This is a genomic window from Methylomonas sp. LL1 (assembly GCF_015711015.1).
Taxonomy (GTDB): domain Bacteria; phylum Pseudomonadota; class Gammaproteobacteria; order Methylococcales; family Methylomonadaceae; genus Methylomonas.
The window spans coordinates 4,065,723-4,087,831 of the sequence record NZ_CP064653.1 but is presented as its reverse complement, the minus strand read 5'-3'; the positions used below and the strand labels follow the sequence as shown (position 1 = coordinate 4,087,831).

The 22,109-nt window shown below is 40.9% G+C and carries 17 protein-coding genes; 11 read left to right on the top strand and 6 right to left on the bottom strand.

What is annotated here, in order from left to right; translation table 11 throughout:
* Positions 1–130: 130 nt before the first annotated feature.
* Both IVG45_RS19155 and IVG45_RS19150 read right to left on the bottom strand, forming a co-directional pair.
* On the bottom strand, positions 131–1,411 hold the full coding sequence (locus IVG45_RS19155) for a Y-family DNA polymerase (RefSeq protein ID WP_196435364.1): 1,281 nt from the start codon (positions 1,409–1,411) through the stop codon (positions 131–133).
* Positions 1,412–1,921, bottom strand: coding sequence for a LexA family protein (locus IVG45_RS19150; RefSeq protein ID WP_196435363.1), 510 nt, complete (start codon positions 1,919–1,921; stop codon positions 1,412–1,414).
* Positions 1,922–2,073: 152 nt separating this feature from the next.
* Between IVG45_RS19150 and IVG45_RS19145 the strand changes: the two genes are divergently transcribed.
* The 7 genes from IVG45_RS19145 to IVG45_RS23055 all read left to right on the top strand — a co-directional run bounded on the left by IVG45_RS19145 (position 2,074) and on the right by IVG45_RS23055 (position 13,934).
* Positions 2,074–2,727 carry an SOS response-associated peptidase gene (locus IVG45_RS19145; protein ID WP_196435362.1) on the top strand — a complete coding sequence of 218 codons (654 nt, stop codon included), beginning with the start codon at positions 2,074–2,076 and terminating at the stop codon, positions 2,725–2,727.
* A gap of 120 nt (positions 2,728–2,847) precedes the next feature.
* Complete coding sequence (locus IVG45_RS19140) at positions 2,848–6,078, top strand: helicase-related protein (RefSeq protein ID WP_196435361.1); 3,231 nt, start codon at positions 2,848–2,850, stop codon at positions 6,076–6,078.
* Positions 6,075–6,740, top strand: coding sequence for a DUF4391 domain-containing protein (locus tag IVG45_RS19135; protein ID WP_196435360.1), 666 nt, complete (start codon positions 6,075–6,077; stop codon positions 6,738–6,740). Before IVG45_RS19140 ends, IVG45_RS19135 begins: the two co-directional genes overlap by 4 nt.
* Positions 6,741–6,780: 40 nt before the next feature.
* Entirely contained in the window at positions 6,781–8,664 is a 1,884-nt protein-coding gene (locus tag IVG45_RS19130; protein WP_196435359.1) for a site-specific DNA-methyltransferase, read from the top strand.
* A gap of 12 nt (positions 8,665–8,676) precedes the next feature.
* Positions 8,677–11,727 (top strand): type III restriction-modification system endonuclease, encoded by a 3,051-nt coding sequence (locus IVG45_RS19125; protein WP_196435358.1) that lies wholly within the window; start codon positions 8,677–8,679, stop codon positions 11,725–11,727.
* Positions 11,728–11,785: 58 nt separating this feature from the next.
* Entirely contained in the window at positions 11,786–13,561 is a 1,776-nt protein-coding gene (locus IVG45_RS19120; protein WP_196435357.1) for an anti-phage dCTP deaminase, read from the top strand.
* Positions 13,562–13,658: 97 nt separating this feature from the next.
* Positions 13,659–13,934, top strand: coding sequence for a YceK/YidQ family lipoprotein (locus IVG45_RS23055; RefSeq protein ID WP_196435356.1), 276 nt, complete (start codon positions 13,659–13,661; stop codon positions 13,932–13,934).
* On the opposite strand, the gene IVG45_RS19110 is transcribed toward IVG45_RS23055, so the two are convergent.
* The 4 genes from IVG45_RS19110 to IVG45_RS19095 all read right to left on the bottom strand — a co-directional run bounded on the left by IVG45_RS19110 (position 13,931) and on the right by IVG45_RS19095 (position 16,516).
* Positions 13,931–14,482, bottom strand: coding sequence for a tyrosine-type recombinase/integrase (locus IVG45_RS19110; protein WP_196435355.1), 552 nt, complete (start codon positions 14,480–14,482; stop codon positions 13,931–13,933). The genes IVG45_RS23055 and IVG45_RS19110 overlap by 4 nt on opposite strands.
* Before the next feature lie 240 nt (positions 14,483–14,722).
* The gene (locus IVG45_RS19105; RefSeq protein WP_196435354.1) at positions 14,723–15,829 is read right to left on the bottom strand and encodes a hypothetical protein; all 1,107 of its coding nucleotides are present in this window, start codon (positions 15,827–15,829) and stop codon (positions 14,723–14,725) included.
* A gap of 46 nt (positions 15,830–15,875) precedes the next feature.
* The gene (locus IVG45_RS19100) at positions 15,876–16,289 is read right to left on the bottom strand and encodes a PIN domain-containing protein (RefSeq protein ID WP_196435353.1); all 414 of its coding nucleotides are present in this window, start codon (positions 16,287–16,289) and stop codon (positions 15,876–15,878) included.
* Between the two features lie 2 nt (positions 16,290–16,291).
* Positions 16,292–16,516: a hypothetical protein gene (locus IVG45_RS19095; RefSeq protein WP_196435352.1), complete on the bottom strand. Its 225-nt coding sequence runs from the start codon at positions 16,514–16,516 to the stop codon at positions 16,292–16,294.
* A gap of 514 nt (positions 16,517–17,030) precedes the next feature.
* Here IVG45_RS19095 and IVG45_RS19090 point away from each other — a divergent pair.
* The 4 genes from IVG45_RS19090 (at position 17,031) to IVG45_RS19075 (ending at position 21,646) form a co-directional block, all read left to right on the top strand.
* Positions 17,031–18,071: a tyrosine-type recombinase/integrase gene (locus IVG45_RS19090; RefSeq protein WP_196435351.1), complete on the top strand. Its 1,041-nt coding sequence runs from the start codon at positions 17,031–17,033 to the stop codon at positions 18,069–18,071.
* A gap of 37 nt (positions 18,072–18,108) precedes the next feature.
* The gene (locus IVG45_RS19085) at positions 18,109–19,161 is read left to right on the top strand and encodes a hypothetical protein (protein WP_196435350.1); all 1,053 of its coding nucleotides are present in this window, start codon (positions 18,109–18,111) and stop codon (positions 19,159–19,161) included.
* A gap of 480 nt (positions 19,162–19,641) precedes the next feature.
* Entirely contained in the window at positions 19,642–19,863 is a 222-nt protein-coding gene (locus tag IVG45_RS19080; protein ID WP_196435349.1) for a hypothetical protein, read from the top strand.
* Between the two features lie 691 nt (positions 19,864–20,554).
* Entirely contained in the window at positions 20,555–21,646 is a 1,092-nt protein-coding gene (locus tag IVG45_RS19075) for a YagK/YfjJ domain-containing protein (protein ID WP_196435348.1), read from the top strand.
* The last annotated feature ends 463 nt before the right edge of the window (positions 21,647–22,109 follow it).

Sequence of the window (22,109 nt, the reverse complement as noted above, 5' to 3'; positions counted from 1 at the left end):
CAGAACGAGTCTTGGCATAAAATGCAATGCAGCTCTCAGTGGAATGCTGACAGTTTCTCCCCTTTTGGGATTAGGTTCAATATAGCCTCTATCGTTGCTCGCGGTAGAGGTTTTTTTGTGTCTGCAAGAATTAAATTTGAATCGTCAGTAACTCGTTAATGTTAGTGGTGTATGAAGGCGATTTGAATTGTTGCCGCATCTGCCACCGCTTGCTAATAATTTCACTCGCATAGCGAATACTGCGCTTGCCATGTTTGCGGTTAATGTCGTCCAGTACGGTCATCAGTTGATCAGATCGAATTGAGCATTCACCGCTATCAAACAACGATAGTTGCGTGACACTGGCCGGCCACAAGTCCGGCAATAGAATGCCGGCCCGTTGATAAGAAAAGCCGTTTCGAAAAATACGTTTTAAGCCTTGTTGAGCAGCAGCAATCAACAGCGCGGAATTACTAGTAGGATTATCAAACTCAATCGTGGCACTATTGGAGTATTGCGGATTGCTGGTATCAAACGGGCTAGTATGAATAAACACCGTTAATACTTGCGTGGTCAATTGCTGTCGTCTGCATTTTTCCGCAGAGCGCGTCGCAAAGTGTGTGACAGCAGCGCGTAAATCGTCGTAGTCAGTCAATCGTTCACCAAAGCTACGCGATGTCAGAATCTGTTTTTTCGGTGCTGGTATTTCTTCTAAAGCAATACAGGAAATACCGTTTAGCTCAGTAACAATCCGCTCCATCACCACACCAAAATGCTGGCGTAGGTGTTTTGGATCAGACTGTTTCAGTGCTAACGCATGATGAATACCGATTTGATTTAGCTTGTCTTTCCAACGCCTGGAAATGCCCCAAAGATCATCGAGTGAAATGGTTTTTAAAACAGCATCGGTATCAGCAATAGCGCGCCAATCTAACACCGGTCCCATATGGGAATGACCGTTTTTCGCTAAACGATTAGCGAGTTTGGCTAATGTCTTAGTCGGCGCAATGCCAATAGAAATTGGTATACCTGTCCATTGCTTGACGACTGCGCAAATCTCTAAGCTGTAATCCGTCAGGTTTTGTGGCAGTCCGGTAAAATCTAAAAAACATTCGTCAATAGAATAGACTTCAAATCGCGGTGCAAAGCTTGCAAGTACCTGCATCACACGCTGACTCATATCACCGTATAACGCATAATTACTGGAAAATACGGCAATGCCTTCTTGCTTTGCATACGGCTCAATCTTGAAATAAGGGGCACCCATTTTGATGCCAAGGGCTTTGGCCTCGTTACTTCTCGCAATCACGCATCCGTCATTATTTGACAGCACTACAACTGGTCTTCCGTTTAATTTGGGTTGAAAAACCCTTTCACAGCTTGCGTAAAAATTGTTGCAATCCGCAATCGCGAATATCGGTGCTGTATTCATCTATACCGGCAACGAACGAATCACGTTTTTGACGACTCCCCAAATGTGCAACTCCATGCCTTCCTTAATCTGGAAATCGGGATAGTCTGGATTTTTAGAACGTAACCAAATTTCATCGGTAGACCTATCCAACGCTTTAACTGTCACTTCGCCATCTATCACCGCAACGACAATACTATTGTTATTTGGACGTAACGAGCGATCAACCACCAACATATCGCCATCGTTGATACCCGCACCTGTCATGGAATGACCTTTTACTTTAACGAAGAAGGTTGCCGGCGGATTGCTGATGCAATGCTGGTTCAGGTCTATCGTCGCTTCAAGATGATCGTCAGCAGGTGATGGAAAACCGGCGGGTACTTTTGAGGTAAATAGCGGTAGTTCAATCGTACTCAGTTGCTGCTGCGGTTCCAGAATAGGCAACTCCAAATCATCAGACCATAGAGCCGCAGCGTTTAATAGTTTCGCATTGCGAGGTTGATAGCGTGATAAGGAAATGATGCTCATGTTTTCATCCCAAATTCGTGGTTTTGACGAGGGCAAGCATAGTACCGCAAAATGTATTTTGTTTTGCATTTGTTCTTATTTCTTGATGTGCTTGGTTGATCCCCATTTCTGACGTTTAATAGCGTTAGTCGTTTATCACGGAGGCATTGGCGATGTGCGGTCGTTACCAGCTAACAGCAACACCTGAAAGCATTGCTGAACATTTTCAATTACCGCGTTTGCCACGCTTTCAACCCAGCTACAACATTACCCCAGCGCAAAAAATCCTTTGCATCGTTGAGCTAGACGACAAATCATTAAAATCGGTAAACCTGTTTTGGGGCTTAGTACCATCATGGTCTAAGGACGACAAAAACAGTCATCATCTGATCAACGCTCGTGCTGAAACGATTAGAGAAAAACCCAGTTTTCGCGCCGCCTTCCATAAACGCCGCTGTTTAATCGTCGCAAACGGCTTTTACGAGTGGCAGAAATTAGAGTCGCACAAACAAGCGTTTCATATCCACCGTCAAGACAATCAGCCATTTGCCTTTGCTGGGCTTTGGGAACATTGGGAGCACGAAGCGCAAACGCTCTATTCCTGTACCATCATCACGACCGCAGCAACGCAACTGATGCAACCCATTCATGAACGTATGCCGGTTATCATGCCTGTAGATCATTACCGGGATTGGTTGGATAAATCCGCTACTGAGGATGTGGCGTTTCAATTACTGGATAATTCCGCATATACCGACATGACGACCACTGCGATCAGCGATTACGTGAATAATCCAAGGCATAACGATGAAGGCTGTTTGAAATAGGTTCAACATCAGTTTTTTGAAAGTAATTTCAGTGCCCCGGTTAAACTATCGGAGGTTATAAACACGATTCTTGAGAACATGGAAATCATTGACAACATAAATCACCTGTTAGGTGAAAATTTGAAACGGACGATCAAATCAAATGCCAAGCTCAAAATCGCTGCTTCCTGCTTTTCAATTTATGCCTATGCTGCTCTGAAGAAAGAACTGGAAAGCATAGAATCGCTAGAATTCATCTTTACCTCGCCGACTTTCGTTCCTCACGAAGTCACCGATAAAATCAAAAAGGAACAACGGGAATTCCATATTCCTAAAGCCGGACGCGAACGTAATTTCTTCGGCAGTGAATTTGAAATACAGCTAAAAAACAAACTTACCCAACGTGCCATAGCCAAGGAATGTGCTGATTGGATGCGTCGCAAAACGACTTTTCGCTCAAATCACAGTAAAGCACCGATGCAACAATTCGCCTGTGTTGAAAACAAAGCGGATTCGGCTATCTACATGCCGTTACACGGCTTTACAGCGGTGGACTTGGGTTATCAGCAAGGTGACGCGGTATCCAATATCGTCAATAAATTTGATGAGCCAACTAATACCCATGTCTTTTTAAGCTTGTTTGACCAAATCTGGAATGACCCAGAAAAGCTTGACGATGTCACCGAGCGGTTATGTGATCATATCGCCTCTGTCTATCAAGAAAACTCACCGGAGCGCATCTATTTCTTGATGCTGTACAACATCTTCAACGAGTTTCTGGAAGACCTTAACGAAGATGTTTTACCCAATGATCGTACCGGTTATCGTGACAGTCTAATCTGGCAAAAACTATTCAACTTCCAGAAAGATGCAGCTACCGGCATTATCAACAAACTGGAAACCTATAACGGCTGCATTTTGGCGGATAGCGTGGGTTTAGGTAAAACCTTTACCGCGTTAGCTGTCGTCAAATACTACGAATTGCGTAACCGCTCTGTCTTAGTGCTTTGCCCAAAAAAATTAGCTGACAACTGGTTAACCTATAACCGCAACCTGACCACCAACATCTTCGCTAAAGACCGGTTTAATTACGATGTGCTCTGTCATACCGACTTACAGCGCACCAGCGGCGAATCGTTTGGTACTCCACTTAATCGTATCAACTGGGGTAACTATGACTTAGTCGTCATAGATGAATCGCACAACTTCCGCAATAACGATGCTTACAAAGACCGGGAAACACGCTATCAAAAGTTGATGAACGCCGTTATCAAACAAGGTGTAAAAACCAAAGTCTTGATGCTGTCAGCAACACCCGTTAACAACCGCTTTAGCGATTTACGCAATCAACTGGCATTGGCTTATGAAGGCGAATCAGAAAACCTCAGCGCCAAGCTACATACCGAAAAAGACATAGAAACCATCTTTAGCCGTGCGCAAGCGGCATTCAATGCCTGGTCAACCTTACCGCCTGAACAACGTACCGCTGCATCCATCTTAAGCACACTGGATTTTGACTTTTTTGAATTGCTGGATAGCGTCACTATTGCCCGCTCACGCAAACATATAGAAACGTTCTACGATACCGCAGACATCGGTAAGTTTCCGCAACGTCTTAAACCGCTATCGTTTCATTCGCCCCTTACGCATCGTGCTGATGTGATTGGCTTTAACGACATTTTCAATCAGCTCTCAATTCTTAAGTTAGCAGTCTACGCACCGATTAGTTACATCTTGCCTAGTCGTCTGCCTAAGTACGAAGCGTTATACGATACCGATGTAGGCAGCGGCAGAAGCAAATTCAAACAGGCAGACCGCGAAAAAAGCTTACAAGCTTTGATGACGACCAATTTACTCAAACGTCTTGAAAGCTCGGTACAAGCTTTTCGGCTCACCCTGCAAGCATTAAGGAACAATCATCAAAACACACTCAGGAAAATTGAAGAGTTTCAACAAACCGGTCAAAGCACTGGCTTTTCCGATACCAGCGCCGCCTTTGAAAATGTGGATGAAGACGACGAAGACTTTCCAATGCCTGACGATGCAAGCATTGGTAGCAAAATCCAAATCAGTCTGGCGGATATGGACTTACCGTCATGGAAGCATGATTTAAATGCGGACCTGTTTGTCATAGATGGCCTGCTGGCAGAAATGAACAAAATTCGTCCAGAAGATGACGCCAAGCTACAGCATCTAAAAAGTCATATCCATAACAAACTGGCACATCCAATAAATGCCGGAAACAAAAAGGTATTGGTGTTTACAGCGTTTGCCGATACCGCCAACTATCTATACGAGCATATCGCTGAAGACTTTTTAACGAGTCATCACCTGCATACCGGTAAAGTCACAGGTAGCGATAGTCCCAAATCTACTTTAAAGAAAACCTACGATTACCAGTCGTTGCTGACGCTGTTCTCGCCGCGTTCAAAAGATAAAGCTGCCATTCTGCCGAAAGAACCGGCGGAAATAGATATTCTAATCGGCACCGATTGCATATCAGAAGGCCAAAACCTACAAGACTGCGATTATCTGATTAACTACGACATTCACTGGAACCCGGTACGCATCATTCAGCGATTCGGTCGTGTGGATCGTATCGGTTCTCAAAACGACTGCATTCAACTGGTCAACTACTGGCCGGACATTAGCCTGGATGAATACATCAACCTGAAAGAGCGCGTTGAAAACCGCATGATGATTGCAGATGTAACGGCAACAGGCGACGACAACGTACTCAGCACTCAGTCGCATGATGTCACCTACCGCAAAGAACAACTGCGGCGTCTACAGGAAGAAGTCATTGAAATGGAAGACCTGAAAACCGGTGTGTCCATTACCGACTTAGGTTTGAACGATTTCCGCATGGACTTGCTAAATTACGTCAAAACCAACGGCGACCTTGCCCATATTCCCAGTGGTATGCACGCCGTTGTTCCAGCCAATTCATCATTAGGCTTACATCCAGGCTTGATCTTTACTTTGCGTAACCGCAACCAAAGCGTCAATATCAACCAGCACAATCGCCTACATCCTTACTATCTGGTGTATATCGGTCAAAACGGCGACATCATCACCAACCATACCGAAGTCAAACGCTTGCTGGATTTAGTCCGCGTTGCCTGCAAAGGGCAAACCCAACCGATTGCAAAGGTTTGCCAATTGTTCAATCAAGCCACCAATGATGGTCGCAACATGCAGGTTTATTCCAACTTGTTGGATCAAGCCATACGTTCAATGGTGGATGTCAAAGAAGAAAAAGACTTGGATAGTCTGTTCAGCGGCGGTAAAACCACGGCATTGGTCAATACCATCGCCGGACTGGATGACTTTGAACTGATTAGCTTTCTAGTCATTCAAGATCAAGCATGAGCGCGGTGCTGTTTCACTATCCAAAACAAGCCTTGTTTGGCCGGGTGCTGCCTAAAAACAAAATATACCAACATGCCTCGCCTAGTCCTGCCGTCAAAGAATTGTTTGTGCAGCAGGTAGAGCAAATCATCTGGCAATACAAACTGGCACCAGAAACAATTAACCTTTCAGCTAAACCCGGCATACCCGAAATTCAGATTTTTGACATTAGCTTGAAATCACCGAATCTGGACGAAGCGGTGCTTCGCTGCATAGATAAAGCCATACCGTATCCGATCTTTTTCCAGCTGCTCTATAACGACCGCATTAAAATAGTGGCCGCTTATAAGCGCATCAACGAAGCAGACAGCGAGAAATGGGTGGTAGATGGCTATTTTGCCAGTGACTGGTATCCACAAGTTAAAGAGCGACAAGCTTTACCGGTTGCGCTGGATTTGGGCCTCTTGTACGAACAACTGTTACGACAACTGTTACCTTCGCCACCTCGTGCCGGTGAACCGTTAAAAGACCAGATTGAACGTTTGTCGCAGTTACAAAGCAAACAAAACGAATACCAAAAACTGGAAGCAAAGCTACACAAAGAAAAGCAGTTCAATCGCAAGGTTGAACTGAACGCTCAACTGCGAACCTTGAAAGCAGCGTTACACGCATTGAAATACTAAGCGTGAAATTCATTTTCACCATTCACTACTGATAAAGATTATGGACAAATTGAAATTGCATACCCCTGACCTTGCCGAAGCCAATATTGCCAAACTGGCGGAACTGTTTCCGAATTGCGTGACAGAATCTAAGAACGAACAGGGCGAAATACAACGGGCAATAGATTTTGATCTGCTCAAACAGGAGTTATCCACATCAGTAGTTGAAGGCCCGCAGGAACGGTATCAACTCAATTGGCCGGGTAAACGGGAAGCATTATTTACTGCGAATGCGCCAATTGCTAAAACGTTGCGTCCTTGCAGAGAAGAAAGCGTTGATTTTGATACTACGCAGAATCTTTATATTGAAGGCGATAATCTTGATGCGCTAAAGCTATTACAGGAAACTTATCTGGGTAAAGTCAAGATGATTTACATAGACCCGCCATATAACACCGGCAATGATTTCATTTATGAAGATGACTTTGCTGAGGATGTTCAAAGCTATTTTCAACGCTCAAATCAAAAAGATGAAATAGGCAACCGCTTAGTCGCCAACAACGAATCCAATGGGCGCTTTCATTCAGATTGGTTGAGCATGATCTATCCTCGTTTAAAATTGGCACGGAATCTGTTGCAGGATGATGGAGTGATATTTATTTCACTTGATGACAATGAGCAGGCGAATTTGAAACGGTTGTGTGATGAAATTTTTGGTGAGCAGAATTTTGTAAGCACAATTGTGTGGGAAAAACGGTATAGCCCGCAAAACGCCGTAAAGTGGTTTTCCGAATCGCATGATTTTGTAATTGTGTACGCCAAGGACAAACTCAATTGGTATCCAAATTTATTAGAGCGTTCTGATGAAATGAACGCACGTTATCGCAATCTTGATAATGACCCTCGTGGAGTCTGGAAACCAGCGGATTCCACGGCTCAAGGCGGTCACGGAACGGCAAGCCAATTCTACATATTGACTGCTCCAAACGGAAAACAACACACGTTACCCAATGGTCGTTGTTGGGTATATACGGAACCAGCTTTTCAGAAAATGGTTGCAGATAATCGCATTTGGTTCGGCGCGGATGGTAATAATGTTCCTGCGGTGAAACGTTTTCTTTCCGAAGTTAAGCAAGGAACAGCGTGTCAGACGATTTGGAAATACGTTGATGTAGGACACAATCAAGAAGCAAAAAAAGAAATTAACGAGATATTCCCAGAATCATCAGTGTTTGATACACCAAAACCAACTCGTTTAATCAAACGTATATTACAGGTTTCATCCGGCCCAAAGGACACGATTCTAGATTTCTTTTCCGGTTCCGCCACCACTGCCCACGCTGTTATGCAACTCAATGCTGAAGACAGCGGTAACCGCAAGTTCATCCTGGTGCAACTGCCAGAAGCGTGCGACGAAAAAAATGAAGCCTATAAAGTTGGATATAAAACTATCGCCGAAATTGGCAAAGAACGTATCCGTCGTGCTGGGAAAAAAATAAAACAGGAAAACTTAGATAATGAAAATATTGAAAAGTTAGACACAGGCTTTCGTGTATTGAAGGTTGATAGCTCCAATATGAAAGACGTTTACTACACGCCTGACCAATTGAAGCAAACTCATTTAGATCAGTTTACCGACAATATTAAAGACGACCGAACAGGGGAAGATTTGTTATTCCAGGTATTACTGGATTGGGGTGTAGATTTATCTTTACCAATTACTCAGGAAACCATCTCTGGAAAATCCGTTTTCTTTGTTGATGACAACGTATTAGCGGCTTGTTTTGATACTGATATTAACGAAGCCTTTGTTAAAGAATTGGCTAGTCGTCATCCATTACGTGCGGTGTTCCGGGACTCCGGTTTTACTAATGACAGTTTAAAAATCAACGTAGAGCAAGTCTTCAAGCTGATTTCACCTTCTACCGAAATTAAAGTCTTGTAAGGTACAGGTAAAATGAAGCTTAAATTTAAGAAGCAGGCCTATCAAACTAATGCTGTTGAGGCGGTTGTCAATTGTTTTGCCGGACAACCTAAAACTGAAGGCATTACGTTTCGGGTTGATCCAGGTCGTTCTAAAAACGCTGAACAAACCAGTTTGCTAGATGATTCTGGATTTAGGAATAACGACGTTGCGCTGTCGTCTTCGCAGTTGCTGGACAATGTCCGTAGCGTCCAAAGAAGTGAAAATCTGCCGCTGTCTGAAGTGTTGATTGCCGATAAAAAAACCGGCTGCAAAATCAACCTGGACATTGAAATGGAAACCGGTACTGGCAAAACCTATTGCTACATCAAAACCCTGTTTGAGTTAAACAAGCAGTATGGTTGGAGCAAGTTTATTGTGGTTGTGCCTAGTATTGCTATTCGCGAAGGCGTATATAAATCGCTGGAAATTACCGCTGAACATTTCCTGGAACAGTACGGCAAAAAAGCCCGATTTTTTATTTACAACTCCAAGCAGTTGCATAATCTGGAAAGCTTCTCGTCTGATGCGGGTATCAACGTCATGGTCATCAACGTACAGGCGTTTAATGCGTCCGGTAAAGATGCGCGGCGTATCAACGAAGAATTGGATGATTTTCAATCACGTCGCCCGATAGATGTCATCAAAAGCAATCGCCCGATTTTGATTCTGGATGAACCGCAGAAGATGGAAGGTGCAAAAACCTTGGAGTCTATGAAAGGCTTCAATCCGTTGATGATTCTACGCTATTCCGCGACCCATAAAACCGAACACAACAAAATCTACCGTCTGGATGCGCTGGATGCTTACAATCAAAAGCTGGTTAAAAAAATATCGGTTAGAGGCATTGCGCTTAAAAATCTGGCAGGCACGAATGCTTATCTGTATTTGGGTGGCATTGACACATCCAAAACCAAACCGCCTGTGGTTCAGGTTGAACTGGAAATTAAGCAAAACTCCGGCATTAAGCGGGTGCTACGCAAACTGAATAAAGGCGACAATCTACACACGCTGTCCGGTGGACTGGATCAGTACAAAGATTTTGTCGTTTCCGATATTAACGCGCACACAAAAGTTTTGAGCTTTACCAATGGTGTTGAACTAACAGTCGGCGAAGCAACCGGCGATGTTGATGAAACAGCTTTGCGTCGTATCCAAATCCGTGAGGCCATCAAAGCCCATTTTGAAAAGGAACAGGCGCTGTTTCATCAAGGCATTAAGGTCTTAACCCTGTTCTTTATAGATACCGTTGCCAAGTATCGTTGCTACAACGAAGCGGGCGAATCAACCGGTGAATACGCACAGATATTTGAAGAGGAATACAACAGCCATCTCAACGAAGTGCTGACTTTGGATGACAATACCTATAACGATTATTTGCGTGGTATTGAAGCAGCCAAAACCCATCAGGGTTATTTCTCGGTAGATAAAAAAAGCAAACGCTTAGTTGATCCCGACACCAAGATGGTCAAGGATGAGGAAACCGGTCAGAAATCAGCTGTTTCTGATGACGTGGATGCTTATGATCTGATTTTGCGCAAGAAAGAGCAGTTACTGAAGTTTGAAGAGCCGGTTCGGTTCATCTTCTCGCATTCCGCTTTACGCGAAGGTTGGGATAATCCAAATGTGTTTGTTATCTGTACGCTGAAACATAGCGACAACACGACTACGCGTCGCCAGGAAGTAGGTCGCGGCATGCGTCTGTCGGTCAATCAAATTGGTGACCGCATGGACAACCCAGCAACTGTGCATCAAGTAAATATTCTGACTGTTGTTACCAGCGAGAGCTATACGGAATTTGTTACTGCCTTGCAAAGCGAAATCAGCAAATCACTTTCCACTCGTCCACGCATTGCCGATGAAAAATACTTTACCGGCAAGGTACTAAAAACGCCGGAAGGTGATGTTGAAGTTACACCGCAACTTGCCAAGCAGATTTACAGGTATCTTGCTAAAAATGATTACACGGATAACGACGACAAAATATCAACGGTTTATCACGAGGCTAAACAGCAAGGTAATCTCGCTGAATTACCGCCTGAATTAGCAGCTCACGCTGAACAGGTCTTTCAGTTGATAGACAGTGTCTTTACCGATGCGCAAATGCCGACAATTGACGATGAGCGTAAGGCCAGAGTCAATTCACTGAACGACAATTTTGATAAGAAGGAATTTAAGGCGCTTTGGGAACGTATCAACCGCAAAGCCGCCTATGCCGTAGACTTTGAAACTGATGAGTTGGTGACCAAGTGTATTGCAACACTGGATAGTGATCTTAAAGTCAGTCCTCTTCAATATACCGTTACAGCCGGCATTCAGACCGATGATGTTAGCTACGACGAATTAAAGGCTGGTGAAGGTTTTAAAACCACTAAAACAGAGACAGGCAAACTCGTCAGTTCCATTCACTCACAAGTTAAATATGACTTGATTGGTAAGTTAACCGAAGAAACCAAACTGACACGGCAAACCATCACCCGAATTCTGCAAGGCATTAAGCTACCGATTTTCAGTCAATACCAAACCAACCCTGAAGACTTTATAGCTAAAGCAGCAAGGCTCATCAACGAACAAAAAGCCACCGTCATCGTTGAGCACTTAAGCTATGACACTATTGCCGATACGCACAGCTTGGACATCTTCACCCAAGAGAAACCTAGAGCGGATTTCAGCAAAGCAGGTGAAAAGCTAAACCGCCATATCTACGACTATGTGTTTACCGACTCTAAAGTTGAACGCGCATTTGTTCAGGAATTGGATACTAGCGAAGAAGTTGTCGTCTATGCAAAATTACCGAGAGGCTTTTTTATTCCAACACCAGTTGGAGACTACAATCCCGATTGGGCGATTTCATTCAAAGAAGGCAGTGTAAAGCATATTTACTTTATTGCTGAAACCAAGGGCTCTATGTCTTCAATGGAGTTACGTGAAATTGAAAAGTCAAAAATACAGTGTGCGCGTAAGTTTTTCTCAACCATTACATCGGAGCAAGTTAAATATGATGTTGTTGAGAGTTATGGCAAGTTGATGGATTTAGTGAAGTGAAAAACAAGCTAACCTTGAAAACCTCGGTTAGCAAAAACTCAAATTAATAAGTTAGTTTATGACTGATAAAAATACGAATAACAAGCTGATTTCAAAATTGTTTTTAGCAAGAGAGCAGTTTATTTTAATAGGCTTAACTGGGCGAACAGGCTCTGGTTGCACTACTGCGGCTAACATTTTAGAAAATGCTTCGCCTGAGTTTCCGGAATCTAGTTTTATACGTTACAAGTCAGAGAACTACTTTAAGAATCTTGATTCTAAGCGTTATGAAATATTACGAAATTATGCTACTGCAAATTGGAACTCATTTTTCTCAATTAAAGTCAGTGATTTAATATCTGGTTATCTACTTAATCTTGAAGCAGAGGAGGTAGTGAGCTTTATCGCTCATTACACGCCTGAAAACAAAGAAATCCCAATTGAAAAAATCTCTCAAATTGTTAAAACCGGTTCATTTGGCAAGAACTTGCTCACAAAAAGCCATGTAAGTAAAAGCGGATTAAGGTATAAAGAATATCATGACTTAATATTAAACCATGATAAAGAAATAAATGGTCAAGCTATAGATAGCAATGCCTTCGTTAAATACTTAAGGCTAATTAGAAAGTTTACGAGAGACTTCAAGAAAGATTTGATTTCTTTGGAAACAGGGTTGTATGTTTCCGTGTATCAAGCGGCTGGAAATTCCATTAGAAAAACAGGAAAAGTACAATTTGATTACCAATCAGCAGATTTTGATCCGGCCAGTGTTTTTCATTTACCTGCAACCATAAATAGAGTTGTTAAATGCCTACGCAAGTCACAAAGCAAAGTCTTTATTGTTATAGATGCTATTAGAAACCAGCATGAAGCAAGATACTTTCGCGATAGGTATTCTGCGTTTTATTTGATTTCTATAAATGCGCCTGAGCAAGATAGGAACGAATACTTACAACATGTACATAAATTTAACGTAGACCAACTTAATGCTATAGACCTTAAAGAATCTGGTAAAACATCTGATGAGCACGGATATTTTATTAGTCAAAATGTTAAGAAATGTATAGAAATATCAGATATTCATATATTTAACCCGCGAAATGAGATTGACAATAGCAATATACTAAAAGCTCAGCTAGCTTGGTACGTAGCTTTAATGTTACATCCTGGACTAGTACCACCAACAGCTATGGAACGAACGATGCAAATTGCATATTCTGCAAAAAGTAATTCGGGCTGTATATCAAGAAAAGTTGGTGCTGTAATTACAAATGCTGATAATTCAGTTCAAGCTATTGGCTGGAATGATGTTCCACAAGGTCAAGCACCATGCGTATTAAGGTCAATAGATGGTGCATTAAATAGTTTTGATGAAATTGACTATAGTATTTATGAACGGACTAATTCTGATTTCAGGCAAAAACTAACTGAAAAAAAACAAGCATTAAATAATCATAAGGATGATCTTGATGGTCGGAATTGCTCTTATTGCTTTAAGGATGTTAAAAATAGTATAGATTCTAAAGAAAATCAGGTTCATACCAGATCACTTCATGCTGAGGAAAACGCATTTCTACAAATAACAAAATACGGGGGAGTTGGTATATCAGGAGGTAAACTTTATACAACTGCGAGTCCATGTGAGTTATGTTCAAAAAAAGCATACCAACTTGGAATTAAACAAGTGATATTTATTGACCCTTACCCCGGCATTTCAAAAGATCATATCCTTGGAATTGGATCAAATATGCCTGACTTAGTGCAATTTAGAGGCGCTGTAGGAAGAGGCTACCATCAACTTTATGACTCAACAATTGATTACAAAGACGAACTAGCTTTATTGTCTGAAAGTTAAAGTAAGATCAAACCGTTAGAAAAAACGCATCTTGCGAGACTAAAGCCTACACAACCTTAAGCTGGATGACATCCGACCAATAAAAGACAGCGGACCGATGAAGTTTAAAAAAATCGTATACGGAGCTATTCCCATCATCGGACTATCGGGATGCGCAACTTTCAGAAGTTTAAATGCTGATGTTCCCTTGTATGAGCGAATATTCGTTTACAGTGGAACCAGACTGGATTGGGCGGCAATAGAAAACAACGACGTTGCCATTAGAAAATTTAACACTGACCCACCGAGCTACCCGCTCGTTGATCTGCCGTTCAGTTTTGCTTTGGATTCGTTGTTTTTACCGTTAGCGGTCAGTGCGGAGATTTTTCACTAAAGTTCGTAATCGTCGTAAGTCTGCAACACCTCTTCTTTCGTAATACCGAGATAGCGTAAGGTAGATGTTGTATTCGAGTGATTGAGCACCTTGGCAATCTTCTCGACGGGAACCCCGTCCTTATACATGGCCATACCGCGACTTTTGCGCATGCTATGCGTGTTGATTGTCAGTCCGAGCATATCACCAGTTTCTTTGAACACACGACTGACAGAAACGCGACTAACCGGCTTGTCTTTGGCTCGATTGCTATGAACTTGAAACAACCAGCGATCTGAAGACTGTTCTACGCGACGACGCTCAATGACAGCAATTGCAGCTGAGTTTAGTCGTATCAGCTTAAGCTTGCCAGTCTTCTGCTCTGTGAGCTGTAGAGAACGATCTTGTAGATTGAGTTGCGAGTATTCGAGCGTTAGCAAATCGCTAATTCTGAGCGATAGATTGACGCCGACTTTCCAAATGTCAGCGTAGAGCTGTCCAAACTTTTTCTCTAACAGCGTGTGGACAAGGTCAATTTCGGTCTTTGAAGCAGCGTTGACAGTGTTCATATATGTAACTCAACTTATTATTAACAATGTTATGTTACATATACTAGCGCCACAAGAAACAATAGTCAATAATTTCAATGGGTTATGTTTTTATGTAACAGAATATGATTGTGTTACAAAGCGACAAGGCTTTCTACTGAAAATAAGAGGTAAGCGATCACGCTAAATATTAGAATTTTTAAAAGTGTGACAGGCAAAATCTGAGTAGCAAACCTGCGGTTTTTGGCTTTCTATTGAAGATTATTTGTTATTTTTACGCCGATATTTTTGCACCATCCTTTTTCCTTCAAAAAGTACATTTGTGTATTCATCTGAAAAAAGTGGTAGTTTATCTATTAATTTTTGTCTTTCTTGATTTTTCTTAGGAGCTCCTCTGGACGAAATACGAACACCTGCCTTTTCTAATATTTCTCTAATTTCTTCAATTTTAGAGGTATCCGTAGAGTTATAAATAATCTTTTTTTTCAAAAGGTCTCTGGTTTCTAGGTCCGGCACTTTTTCTAGCGCGTCCTTAGCATATCTACTTAATTCAATTCTGGCCAAATCTAATAGAGGCATGCTCTTTGTTGTTGCCTGTGATCCTCTTTTATTTAATAAATATTTGATTTTGTTTAATGGTGCTTTATATTTTTTATCACATTTATTAGAGGAAATATTCTTAGGTTTCAGACTAATGATATTCTTAAATATTTTGTCCGCCCTTCTTTCAATTATTCTATTTGTTCTGTTTTCTTCTTGGTCCTTTTTTAACGCGTGAAGTCTCTTTTGAACTGCAATGATTACGAGTTTATCTTGGTGCTTTGTTTGAACATTCCGTATTTTTTCTCTAAATGATAAACTTTTAGTTGGAACTAGCCAATTTATAAAGCTATCCCTTTCTATATAAAGCTCTATTGTTTGCTCATCTGAATAGAACTCTTGCTGTTTAACTAGGCTAATCTCTATTTTATCGCCAGCTTTTAATTCTATGTTTTCATTACCAAAGCCAAAAACAAATTCAACTATTATGTCTACACTTTCGCATAGATTTATTGCTTTAATTAACTCTAGCGGTGAGGTAGTTTGCAGTTTTCCAAAAACCCTAAAATTTCTTTCTGTAGAAAATGATTTGTCGCATATCTTTTTAATAGGACCATCATAGTGGACAAAGATATTGTTTAATCGTTCTTTTATTTTAATAGAACTAAAATTTTGTCTTAAGCTAGGATTCGTACTTGTTGCGGCTATGACTAATGAAACTAATTTTGGCGAACTCAAGGAACAAAATTTCTCAAGAAAATCACGATTTTTAAAAAAATAAATATCGTTATCTAGTTCATTTTCAATTAGATTGTTTATTTTTCTCATTGCGACGGGATGTGATACGAATTCCTAAATAAGCGCTTATTCAAAATTAAAAATGTATTTTACCGAGCAACTCAATTGGCGAATAAATTGGCAGTTTTGCCAATTTAAAATCATTAGTGTTTCGCGTGACAAAGGCATCTACACCAAATACCTCGCCAGAGTAATAAAGTACGGCGTCTTCAAAATCAGAAAATTCGGAATTAATTGCAGACCTTAGCGTTACAGTATTTACTTCCGAAACTGCGAATAAATCCAGTAAACAGCTGATAGCATTTTTTGACGCAGCTTTGCCTTTGGATTTGGTAACCAGATAATCTATTGTCGTGATGGTGGTAGCACATAAAACGCCGTCGATTATTTTGTTTTCAACTGAGCTCATCAGCTCAATCGCGGCTATTGAATGAGGCTGTCGATCAAGTAAAACGTCAAGAATGATATTCGTATCGAACAAAATTTTCATGTTCAGAGGTACTTACTCTCAAGATGGCGCTTGTAGTCAGCTTCCTCAATATCCGAACCACTTATCAAGCCAATTAATGAGTGAGTCTTGGGTGGAATAGTTCTTTGTTGGAGAGCCTTTTCTTCCAGCAACAGTCTTTCAATTGCGGTTTTTACAAACTCCTGAACGTTGGGGTGTTGAAGTACTTGCCTACCTAATTCATCAGGTAAATCTATAGCGAGCTGCATGTAATTCTCCTAGGTATGACTTGGAACGATTATAAAGCCAAGATTGGTTTTCGCTAAATCCAGTCGGCGGAATTCCAAAATACACTAACGAAAAAAGTCTGTCTTTGACTCTGATTTGTGCACAGCTCAGTCTCTCAAGGTGCGCAGTGCACAACAGTTCCTTCAGATTGGGTCTGTAAGTCATCGCTTTTTTTGAGCATCGCATTTGAGTGCGCAAATAGTACGCAACTCGACACTCCTTGAAACCCCTCGAAAGTGGTGCACAACACTTTTTGTTACTTTAAACTTATGTTATCTTCTTGATTGAGCAGAGTTTCACGGAGTTTAAAGCGCAATACTCAGCTCTTTTAATGCGATGGTCGTGCGTTCGAATCGCACACGACCCACCATCAAACACTTTGATTTAAAAGAGTTTTTCAAGGATAGAAGAGCTTTGTAACTGTGTACTAAAACCACCGACTACAGTGATTTTACTAGTGGTCTTGTTTTTAGCCTCAAACATGAGGAAACACAGATGCTTAACTTTCACATCATCAAAGTTGACCTTAAAAACGGCGAAACCCGTTACCGCACAATTCTTACCAAATCTGGTAAGGGAATCAAAACCAAAACATTTCGACGCAAGCAAGACGCCCGCACTTGGGGAACTCGTTCTATTCTTGAGCATCAAGAACACGAAGCCAAAGGTATTCGCCCTTGCACAATCCCTTTTGTTCGTTTAGCCGATGAATATATGGCTTGGTGGCCTGGCAAAGACCATGATCGTGCACGACTCGTACAATGGTGGACCAAGCAATTTGGAAGCACTATGCTTACCGACATCACTCCAGACGTAATTCGCCTCAAACTCAAACCCAAGCGTACCCTGGCCGCCGCCACCTATAACAAACACCTCGCGGTTCTCTCTTCAATTCTGGACTTTGCCGCTCGACAACAGGAAGATGATTCTGTCCTTGAGCAATACATCGAAGAAAATCCCTGCAGCAAAGTTCGATCATTGACCGTAAACAACAAGATCGTCCGTTTTTTAACAGATCAGGAGAAGCCTCGCCTTATTCGTGCTGCACAGGAAATAGGCGGAAAATTTTATCTCAAAGTACTCATGGCGCTGAGCACAGGTATGCGTAAAGGCGAACTGGACCGCCTACGTTGGTCTGATATTGATTTTGAACGCGGATTGGCTATTTTACACGATACCAAAAACGGTGAATCCAGACATAGCCCAATACCAACAGTTGCCCTCAATGAACTCAAGAAACATCGTGAAATCAGTAATGATCTTATCTTCACATCTAAGTTAAATCCTGACAAGCCAATGGACTATCGTAAACAATGGGCAAACTGCTTAAAAGTCGCCAATATTAAGAATTTTCGCTGGCACGATCTTCGTCACGATACTGCGTCGACTCTAGCAAGAGATGGTCGTACACTGAAGGAAATAGCAGAAATATTAGGCCATAAGAGCTTAATTAGTACTGATCGTTATGCGCATCTTTGTACAGAGCATAAAAGCAACATACTCAATGAAACAATCAATAAGTCTCTGATATTATAAGATTTTTTTAAGCCACCCTTATGGTCTTTGTAACAAAATGAACTCTATTGATAAAGAAAATGCTAATTTCATCAAGGTTGGGATTGACGAATTATTGAGACTGGAGTGTAACTCTCTGATTACACCACAATACATTGGAAAAAAATCATTTTATACCGAAAAGATTGGACCGCGAATAATGGATCAAAGTGATGCGGTTGAGTTTTATAAAACCCTAGATTACTACCAGTTCACGCTCAGAGATTCGATGATTTTCTGGGAAAATTCTGCCGCCAAGATGTTTTATAGCCTCTTGGCAAGATTCAAGTCTCATGGATCAAGGTCTATCAGCTTAGTAGCCATGGCCGAGTCTGAGTTAGAAGGTATTCAAAGATTTTTTGAAACAGGAGCAAATAAATCGCTTTATTTTGCTGGAAAAACAAACATAGAAGATGCCCCTGACATCTACCAAAAATTAATATATGGACATGAAGTCAATATATTTATATATGAAGAATTACTAAATTATCGTCAAGCTGAAGCCGATTATTTTTTTTTCGAAGTTTTGCCTAAAGGCAGGATGGCGGCTGAAGGTTCTGATGAGGTTCCTGAAGAATGGGAGAACTGGGATGAATACGGTTATCTGGATCGCTATCCTGTTTATTTCAATAAAAGCTGGTATCTATCCATAATCATTCAGGTCATGATCTGGTATAAGGAGGTATTGAAAAATGTAATTGAGTCTGGTGAGCTGAGTCTTCAGTTCGAAATAAAATGTAATGGCCTAGGCATGGTCAGTGATAAAAATGAACATACCATTCATGATCAGAAGAAAAAGCCAGAGCTATTCCTGGAGCGAAAAAATGAAGGATTTTTAGCGATAAAGGCAGGCTTTGATAGTTATTATTATCAACACGGCCGTTGTCCCGACACGGACGAACTCATGGTATATATGGTAAGGCATCCTCCAGCCAACTATATAGTTGAAGGGAAAGTCAAAAATAACAGGAGGGTTGAAGAAATAAAAATTGAAGGGATTAAAAATCCAATCAGTCGTGATGCATTTGATAACCGTTTGAAGTTGTACCTCGGTAAGGCAAAAAATTACTAAATAAGTCATCTGTTTAAAAAGCGCTCCCTCTCCCTTCGTGTTAGGCATAACACTCGCGTTTGAACTGTCCACCATAAATGGTGGACATCACATCACTAATCCAAAATATCTCGGGCACGGTTTCTATGGCAAGCCAGATGCTTGCACATTGCCGTGAGCCTCGTCACGAATAGTTCGCATGTCATCACATGCAAGGTCAATTTTTGAATCTTAATCCATGTACTTTATCGCCTTGAACCTTGAATCCACTTGCCTCGACGTTAAACACCAAGCAAAAAAGACACAAGTTTCGCCCTCGTTAAATATCATTGATTACGATTTTAGATTTTAGATTTTAGGAAGCAAATCATGTTCGTCGCCTTGCAATGAAGAATGAATACATTAAGCCGGACGTTAACAATTAATTAGACGTTAGCCTGCATTTATTTTGGATTTATATATTCTTCCTCCAACTTGTTGAAGTAAAGGGAGGAGACCTACGTGAGCGAAGTTCATCATCAAACTGCCTTAAGTGATTTTTATCCGAAAGAGGCATTTTTAAAACATCCTGACAATCCACTGAAAGAATCTGAATTCAACTGGTTGTTCAAAAATCGTGAAACAAACGGATTTAAAGACGCTTTCGTAAAAGTGAACGCTCGTAAATTCTTGGTGCATATTCCCGGCTTCACCGAATGCTTGGCCCGGCGCAGAGGCCAGTAAAGGCGCGGAACGAAGCTTAAGTATGGGCATCGCTACCGGGTAGGAACTCGGGCACAGATAGCGTCGTCCTGCGCTTTTCGTTTTGTAATCAATTTTGTTTTTTCTCAACCGGAGGTGATTTCAAAAAATACTAACAAAATCAATCACGAGACCTAATTATCGAACTAAGGGGACCTAACTTTTATATTGGAGGACCTTATTTTTAATCATGCGGATCTAACTTTTTGTCGAAGTAACTTACTTTTTGCTTTTTTTAGACAATTTTATGAAGCCATTATTTGGCTTTAAGACAAAGGGGGGCATGCATATTTAATTACTAAATCACATTTGAAGAAACTGTAAACAAAGGATACATATCGAATACATAAACTTTTCAAGTTAACTTTCCATCATAAGGTTTAAGCCACCGGCTTCACCCGGTCAGCTTTAGCTACAAATTTTTCTAATGCTTGGGTGAAAGGCTCACTTAGAAAGCAGTAGGTCGGCATGAATACGGCTATTTGAGAATCACAGATTCAGTAAATGCTGATCAAAAAATTGAAGGGCAACATAAAAATCTATCCAGTATTTGAGCCCTAATGACGCGTCGTTCAGTCGACGCGTATCCGGACTTTCAGTCCGTTATTCAAACCCACCTGCTTTAGCAGGTGGTTGTTTAGTCAACTCAACGACTTTTAAAGAGTGTGCATAAATGAAAAACTATAATTTAATTGATAAAGAATTTACTGAAAGTATGTTCGGATTTGACGGTGAACACCGGATTATAAATGAGGCATTCGATTGTGCTCTTGCAATTATCACGGCCGATAAAGTGGCAAAAGAAATAATAGGTGCCGATGATAAGATTTTTTATGCTAGAAAAATTTCTCGTTCCAGCAACATCTCTTGCATCTGCAGCAAATATCCATCAATACTTTTTTACATTTCAAGATTTAATAAAATAACCAAATTTGAAAAGATAGAGAAATACCTTCCGATATACCGGCTAAACCCCTTGGTAATTTGCTTTAAAAACCAACTTAATTCGCTAAGTGAAGAAATTTTGTTTTATTCAAATTCGCCGCAACATGATTATTGGGCTTTTACTCAATCGGTCAAAATAGAAACTATTGAAACAATTTTAAATAAATTTGTAGAAAATTTTAAATCCGAGGTTGACTCTGACGAATTCAGCAAAAAATATGATAATTTCGAAAGGCTTTTGAGAAAGAATGCTAAAAGCATAAGCGACCACATTGGTGCCATATTTGAACTATATCAAAGTGTATTGTCCATTCGGTTTCAGCTAAGCTATAAATTTGATCGAATGTCTGAAAAAATTATCTCGGAGGCAGAAATGCTCGAATTGCATGAAACAGCCAAGTCCGATTTTGACAGTTTTATGAAAAACTGGCGGACAAGCTCAGACTTTAATGGCGCTGTTGGTTACATTTGGAAACTGGATTACTCAAGCCTTATGGGCTTTCGATACAGGGTTTTTCTTTTTTTTGACGCGTCAATTGAGCTCAGCTTGACCGAAATCTTAAAGAAATTACAGGACCGATGGTTATTGATAAACGATAAGGATGGTTTATTTATAGATTTTAATACCCCAGACATTGATCTTACGACTCGTGGGATTGGAACCTTTAAAAATGACGATAAAAGTCATCGCGAAGCTTTAACAAATGCCGCATGCAGCATGATCGGGATAAACTATTTTTCAAACCCTAGCGATTGTAAAAATGGCCGACTATTCGGCAAAGGCTTGAAGTTGGCCAAAGAACAACATATGGCCGCATAGATCACTATTCCCGACTGGTAGGCTCAAACCTTTACTCGCGGTGAAATGCTGCCACCTAGAGCTGATGGTCTTGGCAGACCACGATTGTCCGAAGCGATTATTTTACGCTAAATGCCGTTGACATGCGTGAGATGTGTGTCAACGGTACTTTAAACGCCGTAAAATACAGTTAAGTTAAAATATCGAATCTGAATTATGCATATAGTATGGACTTGCACTAACTAGATATAAAAAACAGATTTTATTTTTACTACAATTCAAGAGTAAATAATTTTTGTTATCAAGGAACGCTAGGTGATTTTAAGGCAAAATATTTTTGTATTATATGTTATTAAATAATAGGCACTCTCACACGCCTTATTAACTCACGTATCCGTACATTTTAAAAACCCCGATCACTGGGTACCCAATAAACAACTAATACATTCAACTGAAGCAGACTTAGCAATCTCTCATACGATTA

What these genes read in the sequence shown, in the direction of transcription:
- IVG45_RS19155 (WP_196435364.1), bottom strand. Translation starts at nt 1,411, where the DNA reads ATGAATACAGCACCGATATTCGCGATTGCGGATTGCAACAATTTTTAC.
- IVG45_RS19150 (WP_196435363.1), bottom strand. Translation starts at nt 1,921, where the DNA reads ATGAGCATCATTTCCTTATCACGCTATCAACCTCGCAATGCGAAACTA.
- IVG45_RS19145 (WP_196435362.1), top strand. Translation starts at nt 2,074, where the DNA reads ATGTGCGGTCGTTACCAGCTAACAGCAACACCTGAAAGCATTGCTGAA.
- IVG45_RS19135 (WP_196435360.1), top strand. Translation starts at nt 6,075, where the DNA reads ATGAGCGCGGTGCTGTTTCACTATCCAAAACAAGCCTTGTTTGGCCGG.
- IVG45_RS19130 (WP_196435359.1), top strand. Translation starts at nt 6,781, where the DNA reads ATGGACAAATTGAAATTGCATACCCCTGACCTTGCCGAAGCCAATATT.
- IVG45_RS19125 (WP_196435358.1), top strand. Translation starts at nt 8,677, where the DNA reads ATGAAGCTTAAATTTAAGAAGCAGGCCTATCAAACTAATGCTGTTGAG.
- IVG45_RS19120 (WP_196435357.1), top strand. Translation starts at nt 11,786, where the DNA reads ATGACTGATAAAAATACGAATAACAAGCTGATTTCAAAATTGTTTTTA.
- IVG45_RS23055 (WP_196435356.1), top strand. Translation starts at nt 13,659, where the DNA reads ATGAAGTTTAAAAAAATCGTATACGGAGCTATTCCCATCATCGGACTA.
- IVG45_RS19110 (WP_196435355.1), bottom strand. Translation starts at nt 14,482, where the DNA reads ATGAACACTGTCAACGCTGCTTCAAAGACCGAAATTGACCTTGTCCAC.
- IVG45_RS19105 (WP_196435354.1), bottom strand. Translation starts at nt 15,829, where the DNA reads ATGAGAAAAATAAACAATCTAATTGAAAATGAACTAGATAACGATATT.
- IVG45_RS19100 (WP_196435353.1), bottom strand. Translation starts at nt 16,289, where the DNA reads ATGAAAATTTTGTTCGATACGAATATCATTCTTGACGTTTTACTTGAT.
- IVG45_RS19095 (WP_196435352.1), bottom strand. Translation starts at nt 16,516, where the DNA reads ATGCAGCTCGCTATAGATTTACCTGATGAATTAGGTAGGCAAGTACTT.
- IVG45_RS19090 (WP_196435351.1), top strand. Translation starts at nt 17,031, where the DNA reads ATGCTTAACTTTCACATCATCAAAGTTGACCTTAAAAACGGCGAAACC.
- IVG45_RS19085 (WP_196435350.1), top strand. Translation starts at nt 18,109, where the DNA reads ATGAACTCTATTGATAAAGAAAATGCTAATTTCATCAAGGTTGGGATT.
- IVG45_RS19075 (WP_196435348.1), top strand. Translation starts at nt 20,555, where the DNA reads ATGAAAAACTATAATTTAATTGATAAAGAATTTACTGAAAGTATGTTC.